Raw genomic sequence first — 9,505 nt, forward strand, 5'->3', positions numbered from 1 at the left:
CATGCCCCGTGCTCCCCGGTCCACCGTACCTTCGGGATATTGGCCGTCCCTCGGCTTCGCGATACAACTTGCCCATGTGGATACCAATTCCTCTCATTGGCCATTCGAAGCGGATTACCGACCTGACCGAATGTCCCAAAGGGCACGAGCGCACGATCACGTGCGATGCGCGCACTCCCGAGCAGGAGTGGCTTCTTACCTGCCCGCTGTGCGGTGCCGAGCACACGATCGTGGCTCCGTCGATCCTGCATTCGGACCTATAACCGCCTGACTCTGAATAGCTAAAGATTGCTCTGCGGGTCGTGGATCCTGGGCTGGGGCCTGTTTCACCCGCACCTCGTGCCCGGCGCCAGTCACACTGTCTGAAGCTCAGCGGTTTGACGTAGGCGGCGGCGCGTGGGGCGAAAACTCCACGCCACGCTCCTCGTTCGTGTTGCGCGTGGCGTCCAGGTCGAGCTCGGCTAGAGGTACCTTGCGCGCGCGCTCCTCGGAAAAAATCCACAGCGTCTGTCCCACAATCGCATAATTGCGGACCTCCGCCTTGCGCCCGTCGCGGTAGACCAGCACTGTTGCTGGGCCTTCCTGCCCTCGGGTAGAAGCCATGGGACGCGGTGGCTCCGGTGGCGCGGCCGACGCGTATGACCGCTGCGCCGCCTGCTGCTGCTTGATCTCGTCGAGTTCGGCTTGCAGGCGATACAGGTCGTTTTGCAATCCCGTATCGTGCTGCGCCATGTAAGCCGCCTGATCGCTGGCGTACGACGGCTGCGCGTACATGTTGCTGTACACGAAGTCGCTCTGCAGTCCGTAGGGGTAATAAGGGTAGATCGAGTACGGGTAGGCGTAGGGAAAATGCGGGCGGAAAAAGCGGCGATGGAACGGTCGCGAGTTGAAGAACACGCCGAAGCCGGGGTTGTGTCCGAAGCCGACTCCGCCGCGGATGATGACTCTGCCGCTGGGTCGAACGCCTACCGAGACAGCCCCGCGCGAAGGAGCCATAGCGCGGCGTTGCGCGTACAAGGGTACTGCGCTGATTGCGATAAGAAGCGCGGCTGTGAGCATCCGCCGCATAAACCCATTATAAGCCGAATCCAGCCCTGGAGCGGGTTTTTGGGATGAACGGGTCGACATTCGTCGCCGACCTGGGTCCGATCGGGCAGCCTGCTAAGCCGCGCTTTCGCAGCCGCCCTGCAGCTCGCGGCGCACGTCCTCGAAGCGCTGTCCGCCGTTCCTCAGCATGATGTCTCGGAGCTCGTCGATCAGTCCGCCGGAATCGGTTTCCGCGATGACCAGCGAGCGGCCTTGGCGCAAAAGAACGCGGTAGCAGGCGATATCGTCGCGCGGCACGCCGGTATCCAGAAAAGCTTCTTCATCTTTGCCGAGCTTCGCGCCGATGGCAGCGCCGGTTAACCCGAGCGCGGCAGCTGCGCCTAGACCGATGGCGAAAATGGTTCCAACCCCGGGAACGGCCAGCGACGCGGCGGCTGTTCCTATCCCCAGTCCGGCGCCGGAACCGATGGCGGCGCCGACCACGGTGGTGATCGCCTTGCCGACGCCGGGCCGCTCCGCCTCGGTGGTCGGCAATTGTGCAACCTCTTCGGGTGAAGATTCCGGCGTCAGCAAGATGACTGCGTCCGCCCTGATCTTGTGACCCAGCTCGCCCAGCGCCTTGGCGGCTTCAGCGCGCGAATTGAACACCCCAACGATTCCTTCCATGCATTCGCTCCTGAACTGCTTGGATGCGGGAAGGCAGTGGGTAGTGGCTAGTCACTTAGTGGCTCGCCTTCACGACAACTTTTTCTTCGCAATCGGGCGCGCGAAGGCATTCGTCGGATTGTGACCATTCACCTGCAGGACCTTCTTGTAATACTCGATGGCTTGCTCTTTTTCGCCTGATTTTTCGTAGGCTTGCGCCAGCAGCACCAGAATGAACGGATCGCGCTGGTCCGCCTTCTGCAGGCTCGCGATCGCAGCCTTGCTGTCGCCGAGATAGTAGGCCACGTAGCCCTCCAGGTAGGGGAAAAACGGCGCCTGCTCGGGGTTGGTGCCCTTGTCGAGGATCGCCTTTGCGGCCGCGACATGCTTTTGCGCTTCGGCGCGATTGCCCCGGCGGGCAGCGATGCGCGCCTGCGCGTGCTCCCAGCGGAAATTCCACAAGTCTATGCCGGCGGGCTTGGTGTCTTTCTGTTTCAGCCCGGCCTGGTGTCCTTTTGCGTACCACGACTGGGCGTTTTCGAGGTCGCCAGACTCCAGGTAAATACGCGCCAGCTCGTTGGCAACTTCGCCGGCGCCGGCGAAATTTTCCTTGGCGATGTCGTCGTCGTACAACGGTTGTTCGTATTTCGCAGCCTCGGCGGCTTTGCCCTCGAACGCGTAGGAAAACGCCATGTTGCGCGAAGCCTGTGTCTTGGACTCGGGCGGTGCGACTTCGAGCGCCTTGGCAAGGTAACGGCGTGCCTCATCGTACTTGCCGTCGAGATCGAGCACCGCGCCCGCTCCCAAATTGGCCTGGTAGGAATTCGGATCGGCCTTCAGCACCTGCTGGTAGAGCGCGAGTGCCTGGTCCTGGTGGCCTTCGCTGTTGAGCTTGCGCGCCTGCTTGATCAGGTCGTCATTACTGGTTTGCGCCAGGGCGGCGGCGCCGCAGAGAAGAAGCGTGGCAATCAGTCGTAGGTTTTTCATGCGAGCGAGATTATCGCGGTGCGTCAAGCGAAACGCAAATTTTTGAGCACGGCAGTAATGCCTCATCAATGGTGCTCTCGTGCTCAGTGCGGAACGCATCCAAACAGCGAAGGAGACGAACCATGCTGGAACGAAAACTTTCGCTCGCGGAAATTCTCCTGGTTGCCGGCACCCGGGTGGCGCTTGGGATCGGGATCGGCCTCTTACTCTCGACCCGTTTGAACAATGATCAGCGCAAAGCCGCTGGCATAGGACTGGCATTGTTCGGAGGACTCACCACCATCCCGCTGGCCCTGACGATCGTGTCCAGAGGCCGCGAAACGGCCCTTGATTTCAAATCCGTAGCGTGAATGGCGCCGAGAGTGGGGATTCCTAGGTCGCAGTCGCGGCGGTCTCGGAGCTGAACGATTGCACCGCCGCGTTTTCATCCTGGAAGACCTCGAAAACGTTCAGCAAGCCCAAAATTTTCAGGGTTTGCGAGACCAGCTTGGAAGGATTGACCAGCTTCAGCGCGCCGCCCTTCTGCTTGAGAGAAGACTGGTAGCGGACCAGCACGCCGACACCGCTGGAGTCGGCCATCGGCACCTCGGTCATGTTCAGTACCACGAAATAGCTGGACTCGGCCACTATGCCCTCCAAGGCGGAGCGCAGCTCATCCACGGCTTCTCCCAGCTTCAATTGTCCTTTGAGCCGGATGCTGTATACCTTGCCGAACTTGCGAACGTCGATGTCCACGAAAACCCCCTCCAGGCCCCAACACTAGATTCTAACCCTTTCGGCTAAGCTGCCAGACCGCGCCATGGTAGCGCGATTCGTTGACACTGCGGGATAGGCTTTGTTACAGTCCGCAGAACGTTAAAGTAGTTCGCCCAGATTTGCAAGCCTGTCGCTCGCGCATCCCAGCGGAGCTGGTAGGGGAAATCGTAAAATTCAAGGAGTCGCTCCATGGCGACGCAAAGGCCCGCTCCTTTCATCCCGGAAAGCGACTTCGCCGGTTTATTGCTGGCGGAGCGCGAGGTCGCGCCTCGTGCGCAGGTGATCGCGCAGGAGGCAGCGGCGCTGTTGCCGGGTTGCGCCATCCAGGTTTACCTGTACAACGAAGATGCCAGCCCGGCCTGGTCGGTGAAAGGAACCGTCGGCGACGTGTCGGCGGAAGAATCTTCCGACGCCGCGACGCTGGCCCGCCTGGCGGAAACCCGCGAGCCGCTGTTGTATTCCGGCACTTCCCTTGCGCGGGAGCACTATGCGCACCTCGATGTGCGGCGAACAGTTGCATCGGTGGCGTATGTGCCCATCCTGCTCGACGAGCTGCTGGTGGGGGCGATTGAAGCCATCGGTTTCGGGCAGCTGTTGAACAAAGATGACATTGCAGCGCTGGAGCAATTGACGGATTTGTCCGCCCTGGCGCTGGCCACTGCGCTGGCCTACGAGAATGAGCGCAACAGCAACCTCGACTCGATCACCCGTCTCACGCAGTTGTATGACGTCGAAAAAGTGTTCAACTCCACCCTGCAGATCAACGAACTGATGCCCACGATCTGCGCCAAAGTCCGGGAATTGCTCAGCTGCCAGGCGGTGAATCTCTACATGGTGCAGGACGAAGACCTGGTGCTGATGGCCCGCGACGGCGAAGACGAGACCGTGGCGCTGGACGGTGCCGCCGGTCCCATCATTGCCCAGATGGGCGACGCGGGGGAACCGGTGTTGGTCGCGGATCCCAACGATCCGCGCCTGGCGCAGCGCAACGGAGACTTGCAAGCTGGCAGAATCGTTGGCCTCATGGCCGCGCCGGTGGTCTACGAAGAGTCGCTGGTGGCGGTACTGGAGTGCGTCAACAAGGACAACGGGGCCGCCTTTGACGAGGACGACCTCTTCTTCCTGACCATGATGACGCAAACCGCCTCGGGCGCGCTGCACAACGCCAGCCTGCTGGAGGCGGAGAAGAAGATCGAGATTCTGGAAACCCTGGTCTCAATCAGCCACGAGATCACCTCCACTCTGAACCTGGAGCGCGTGCTGCAGGTGGTGGTCAACGGCCCGCAGCGGATCATGACCTACGACCGCGCGGCGGTGGCGATGGAAAGAAAGGGCCGGCTGCAGCTCAAGGCTGTGTCGGGAATGCTGGAGATCGTCAATACCGATCCGCAAATTCGGCTCCTGCGCGAAGCGCTGGAATTTGCCTCGCAATACGACAAGCCTCTCTACGTCGTCGCGCGTGGAGACACTGTCGAAGCCGACCGCGAGGAGACGCAGCAGAAATTCCTGAACTACTTCCGTGAAAGCAATGTCCGGGCATGGTATTCGGTACCGCTGGCCGATGACCAGGGCCGGCTTGGAGTGCTGGTTTTTGAAAGCACCAATCCCGATTTCCTGGGCGAGGCACAGTTCGAGTTCATCAACGTGGTGGCGTCGCAGGCGACGGTCGCACTGCGCAACGCTTCGCTATACGAGGAAGTCCCGCTGATCGGCGTGCTGGAGCCGATTCTTCACAAAAAACGTCAATTCATGGCGATGGAGAGGCAACGGAAAGGCGCAACCCTGGCGCTGGCCGCCGCTGCCGTGCTGTTCCTTCTTTTCGTGCCATTGCCGATGCGAGTCGCAGGGGACGCGACCGTGTCGCCGCACAGCAGTTCCAACGTGCAGGCGGAAGTCGACGGCGTCGTGCGCAACGTTTACGTGCATGAAGGCGACCAGGTGGCCAAGGGCGCGGTACTGGCCGACATGAACGACTGGGATCACCGGGCGGCGCTAGCGGCGGCGGAAGCCAAGCGGGCAACGGCACAGGCGGCGATGAATCGCGCCCTGGCTGCCAACGATGGCACCGAGGCCGGCATACAGCGCGTGCAGGCCGATTACTGGGAGGCGGAGACCACGCGCGCCCGCGAACGCCTGGAAAGAACGAAGCTACGCTCCCCGATCGATGGTGTCGTAGCAACGCCGCAAGTCGACACTCTGGCCGGCACCAAGCTGGCGGTTGGGGAAACTTTCGCCAATGTGATCAACACCTCGCATGCCACGATGGACGTTGCGATCGATGAAACCGACCTCCCGCTGCTGCGGTCCGGCCAGACAGCCACGGTGAAGCTGGACAGTTTTCCGCTGCGCCGGTTCCACGGACACGTGGAGATCATTAGCCCGGTCAGCAAGGCGCAGGAAGACAAGCGCGTGTTCTTCGCGCGTGTAGATATTCCCAACCAGCAAGGCCTCATCCGGCCGGGCATGTCGGGGCTCACCAAGGTGAGCGTGGGCTGGAGGCCGTCGGGCTACGTGGTCTTTCGCGGCTTTGGGATGTGGCTGTGGACGAAATTGTGGGGCTGGTTCGGATGGTGAGTAAACACATTTCAGTTTCACGTTCGGTTGTGACTTTTCGTGGAGTTTTGGAGGCGTTGTGAAGCGTTCCTGGTTATGGCTTGCGTTTGGATTAGTGCTGGCGGTCATCGCCATGGGTTGCAGCGGCGATCGCGCGACTGTGGTCAGGGCTGCGGCGGCGGCTCCGTTGCCGGCGGCCGCGCCGGCGCCCAAGCTTGTGCGCTCCGAAGGGTTCCAGGCTTCCGGGCCGCTGGTGGTCGAGAACCAGTTGGACTTGGCGGCACAGCGGGAAGGCGTCGTGGCGAAAATCCTGGCCGATGTCGGTACGCGCGTCCGCAAAGGGCAGCTGTTGGCGGAGTTGGATAACCGCCAACTGATGGCGCAGCACGATGCAGCCACTGCCAAAGCGCTCGCGGCGGCCGAAGACGCGAAGAATTGGCGGACCCAGATCCAGTTGGTAGCAACCGACCTGGCCCGCGACGAGGAAATGTACAAGTACAAGCTGATCACACAGCAGCAACTGGAGCACGCGCGTTTCAGGCTCGAGGGAGCAAAGCAACAAGCCGAGAGAGAGGCGCAGACCACCAAGGAAGCACAACAACAGGCGAAAGCCATGGCATTGGAACTGGAGAAGACGCGCATCTTGGCGCCCTTCGATGGTGTCGTGGCGCGACGCTATGTCAGGGTGGGCCAGCGCGTGACCCTCAACGATCGTCTCTTCTGGGTGACGGCGACGGAGCCGCTGAACGTGAAGTTCACGCTGCCGCAGGAATTCGTGAACAGGGTCAGGGTAGGCGATGTGGTGCAGGTATCGGTAGCATTTGAAAAGGGCGAGGAGCACGCGGCCAAGGTGACCCTGGTAAGTCCGGTGGTGGATCCGGCTAGCGGCACTGTTGAATTGCAGGCGCAGGTGGTGGGACCGCCGAAGGAACTGCGCCCCGGCATGACTGTGAACATCAACGTGAAGCCACAATGAACCTGGCTCGAGTCCTGGAAGAATCGGCGGAGGAAGTACCGGCGTTGTCACAGCGGCAGGCACTGCCGCGTCCGCACCCGCGACTGGTTGTTCGCGAACATCAGGAACGTGACGGCAAGATCTTTGTCATGCTGATCCCGGGCCGCCGTCCACCTTGTTATTTCCGCGTAACTGAACTGCAATACCGGGTTGCCATGCTGTTCGATGGACAGCGCACCCCGGCGCAGGTGGCACAAGTGGCGGCGTCACAGCTAGGCGTGCAACTCACGACCGAGGACGTGACTGCCTTTGCCGAGATGTTGGAAGATTGGCAGTTCTGGTATCGCACGCCGCAAGAGGAGAGCGTGGCGCTATGTCATCACCTCATGCATGAGCGCAAGCTCAAACTGAAACAGAAGGATCCCAGCGTCGCAGGGGACCTATCGATGGTCATCCTGTGGAGTTTCGACCCGGACAAGTACCTCACTTGGGTGCACCGGCACTTCGCGTGGATTTATTCGCGATGGTTCTCCTACTGGTCGCTGTTCATGCTGCTGGTCTGCGGCATCATCCTGGGTTCGCACTGGCAGGAGGTGTGGAGCGACAGCGTTCAGTTCTACCAGCTGACCGGCCACGGGATCGGTCACGTGCTGCTTTTCTTCGGGACGTTCCTGGTCCTGGGATCGATTCACGAGACCTGGCACGGGCTGACCTGCAAACACTTTGGCGGAGAAGTACACCGCATGGGCGCGATGCTGGTGTACCTGGCCCCGTGCGCCTTCTGCGACATCTCCGAAGCCTGGGTGTATGGGGGCCGGTGGGAACGGATTATCACCGTGTTTTTCGGTGTTTGGTCGGAAATCGTAATGTGCACGTATGCCTCGGTGGTTTGGTGGTTGACTCCGCCCGGCACGCTCCTGCACCAAGCGGCGTACCTGGTTATCCTCTCCGGCGGCATCTTCTGCGTGATTGTGAATTGGAATCCGCTGGCAAAACTGGACGGCTACATCATGATGTCGGAGTACCTCGGCATCAAAGACGTAAAAGTCGTGGCGACGCAGTGGCTGGTGTCGTGGATCCGCGCGCGGATTTTCCGGTTGCCGGGGACGGTGCAACCGCTCAACCGCGGGCGCGCCATCAGCTACTCAGTTTACGCGGTGCTGTCTGGCGCTTACAGCTATTTGATGCTGCTGTTCTTTGTGAAAGTCCTGTACCACATCGTCTACTACTACACTGCGCAGTGGGCGTTCGTGCCTGCGGGGGCGCTGGCGCTGCTCACCTTCAAGAGTCGCATCAAGAAACTGGGGAAGTTTATGAAAGACGTTTACGTGGACAAGAAAGAACTGTTGCGTGCGCGGCGCAGACCGATCCTGGCCGCCGCAGCAGGGCTGCTGGTTTTAGGTCTGTTGCCGCTGCGCCGCGAGACCGTGCAAGAGCGTTTCGTGCTCGAACCGGCACAGCGCGCCGTAATACGGGCGCAAGTGCCCGGTCGAGTGATCGACATCGACGTGAGGGAAGGCGAGCACGTGGAAGCGGGCAGCCCAGTTGCGCGGCTGCGGGACCTGGGAATCCAGGGGCAAACGGCGCTGGCTGCGGCGCAATACCGTACGGCAGAAGCTGGAGCATTCAATGCGCAGCTCCAGTATGCCGACATGGCAGCCGCGGATCAGAAACTGCGCCAAGCGAAGATTGTCCTCGCCAGCGCGAAGAATCGAGAACAGCAGCTGACAATCGTCAGTCCGTTCGCCGGAACCGTGATCACGCCGCGGCTCCATGACCTGCTGGGAGCGAGGCTCAGTGCAGGCGACGAAATTGCGGAGGTTGCCGATGTTTCGACGGTGCGGGCGCGCATCTTCGTGCCCGAGAACGAAATGAAGAAACTGCTACGCATTCACGATACCGTGCTGCGCATGGACAGCGCATGGATGGGCGTTAACGGGACCGTGCTCTCGATTTCACCGACCTCGCGGCAGCCCGATGCAGGGCTCATGCCCACGCCTGACTACAAAGGAACAAAAGCTCCTGAGTTCTTCGTCGTAACGGTGGAAGTCAAGAATCCCGACGGACGATATCTGGATGGCATGACGGGAACAGCGAAAATCCATGGCGCGCGTAGAAGTGTGTTTGCGGTTTGGCTTGACCCATTGACAACCGCTATAGCGCGCCGTCTGTGGTAGCGCCAGCACCTCACTCGCGCAAACAGCGCGGGCTGCATCTTCGATGCAGCCCGCTTTCTCATTGGAGCTTTGGTTGTTTGCGGACCCTAGTTGCCGCCAGTGGCAACCGGGCCAATCGTGCCAGCCGGACCGATGGAACCAGCCGGGCCGATGGAGCCAGCCGGGCCTACGGAGCCGGCCGGGCCTACGGAGCCAGCCGGGCCGAGGGAGCCAGCCGGGCCGAGGGAGCCAGCCGGGCCGATGGAGCCAGCCGGGCCGACGGAGCCAGCCGGGCCGACGGAACCAGCCGGGCCGATGGAGCCGGCCGGGCCTACGGAGCCGGCCGGGCCTACGGAGCCGGCCGGGCCTACGGAGCCAGCCGGGCCTACGGAGCCGGCCGGGCCTA

At 61.5% G+C, this 9,505-nt stretch carries 9 protein-coding genes; 5 read left to right on the plus strand and 4 right to left on the minus strand.

Annotated features, from left to right (window positions below; translation table 11 throughout):
* The coding region (locus VFI82_16310) for a hypothetical protein (protein ID HET7186249.1) at positions 1-263 on the plus strand (263 nt) is incomplete at its 5' end.
* A 106-nt stretch (positions 264-369) separates the two neighbouring features.
* Here the strand turns inward: VFI82_16310 and VFI82_16315 are convergent.
* From VFI82_16315 to VFI82_16325, 3 genes are all read right to left on the minus strand, one after another.
* A complete protein-coding gene (locus VFI82_16315; protein HET7186250.1) occupies positions 370-996 on the minus strand; it encodes a hypothetical protein in 627 nt (208 codons plus the stop codon).
* 165 nt (positions 997-1,161) lie between these two features.
* Positions 1,162-1,713 carry a hypothetical protein gene (locus VFI82_16320; protein HET7186251.1) on the minus strand — a complete coding sequence of 184 codons (552 nt, stop codon included), beginning with the start codon at positions 1,711-1,713 and terminating at the stop codon, positions 1,162-1,164.
* 69 nt (positions 1,714-1,782) lie between these two features.
* Complete coding sequence (locus VFI82_16325; GenBank protein ID HET7186252.1) at positions 1,783-2,679, minus strand: tetratricopeptide repeat protein; 897 nt, start codon at positions 2,677-2,679, stop codon at positions 1,783-1,785.
* A gap of 122 nt (positions 2,680-2,801) precedes the next feature.
* Here VFI82_16325 and VFI82_16330 point away from each other — a divergent pair, with 122 nt between their 5' ends.
* Entirely contained in the window at positions 2,802-3,029 is a 228-nt protein-coding gene (locus VFI82_16330) for a hypothetical protein (GenBank protein ID HET7186253.1), read from the plus strand.
* 22 nt (positions 3,030-3,051) lie between these two features.
* Here VFI82_16330 and VFI82_16335 read toward each other — a convergent pair whose 3' ends face one another.
* Positions 3,052-3,414 (minus strand): STAS domain-containing protein, encoded by a 363-nt coding sequence (locus VFI82_16335; protein HET7186254.1) that lies wholly within the window; start codon positions 3,412-3,414, stop codon positions 3,052-3,054.
* 210 nt (positions 3,415-3,624) lie between these two features.
* Between VFI82_16335 and VFI82_16340 the strand changes: the two genes are divergently transcribed.
* Genes VFI82_16340 through VFI82_16350 form a run of 3 tightly spaced genes read left to right on the plus strand, consistent with a single transcriptional unit; the run spans position 3,625 to position 9,120 of the window.
* Entirely contained in the window at positions 3,625-6,009 is a 2,385-nt protein-coding gene (locus VFI82_16340; GenBank protein ID HET7186255.1) for an efflux RND transporter periplasmic adaptor subunit, read from the plus strand.
* A gap of 58 nt (positions 6,010-6,067) precedes the next feature.
* Positions 6,068-6,964, plus strand: coding sequence for an efflux RND transporter periplasmic adaptor subunit (locus VFI82_16345; GenBank protein ID HET7186256.1), 897 nt, complete (start codon positions 6,068-6,070; stop codon positions 6,962-6,964).
* On the plus strand, positions 6,961-9,120 hold the full coding sequence (locus tag VFI82_16350; protein ID HET7186257.1) for an HlyD family efflux transporter periplasmic adaptor subunit: 2,160 nt from the start codon (positions 6,961-6,963) through the stop codon (positions 9,118-9,120). Before VFI82_16345 ends, VFI82_16350 begins: the two co-directional genes overlap by 4 nt.
* Positions 9,121-9,505 lie beyond the last annotated feature (385 nt).

The sequence above is a fragment of the Terriglobales bacterium genome (assembly GCA_035691485.1).
Lineage (GTDB): Bacteria > Acidobacteriota > Terriglobia > Terriglobales > Acidobacteriaceae > JAIQGF01.

Bases quoted from the DNA above. Each gene is read 5' to 3' on its own strand.
- VFI82_16315 (HET7186250.1), bottom strand. From the start codon at position 996: ATGGCTCCTTCGCGCGGGGCTGTCTCGGTAGGCGTTCGACCCAGCGGC.
- VFI82_16320 (HET7186251.1), bottom strand. From the start codon at position 1,713: ATGGAAGGAATCGTTGGGGTGTTCAATTCGCGCGCTGAAGCCGCCAAG.
- VFI82_16325 (HET7186252.1), bottom strand. From the start codon at position 2,679: ATGAAAAACCTACGACTGATTGCCACGCTTCTTCTCTGCGGCGCCGCC.
- VFI82_16330 (HET7186253.1), top strand. From the start codon at position 2,802: ATGCTGGAACGAAAACTTTCGCTCGCGGAAATTCTCCTGGTTGCCGGC.
- VFI82_16340 (HET7186255.1), top strand. From the start codon at position 3,625: ATGGCGACGCAAAGGCCCGCTCCTTTCATCCCGGAAAGCGACTTCGCC.
- VFI82_16350 (HET7186257.1), top strand. From the start codon at position 6,961: ATGAACCTGGCTCGAGTCCTGGAAGAATCGGCGGAGGAAGTACCGGCG.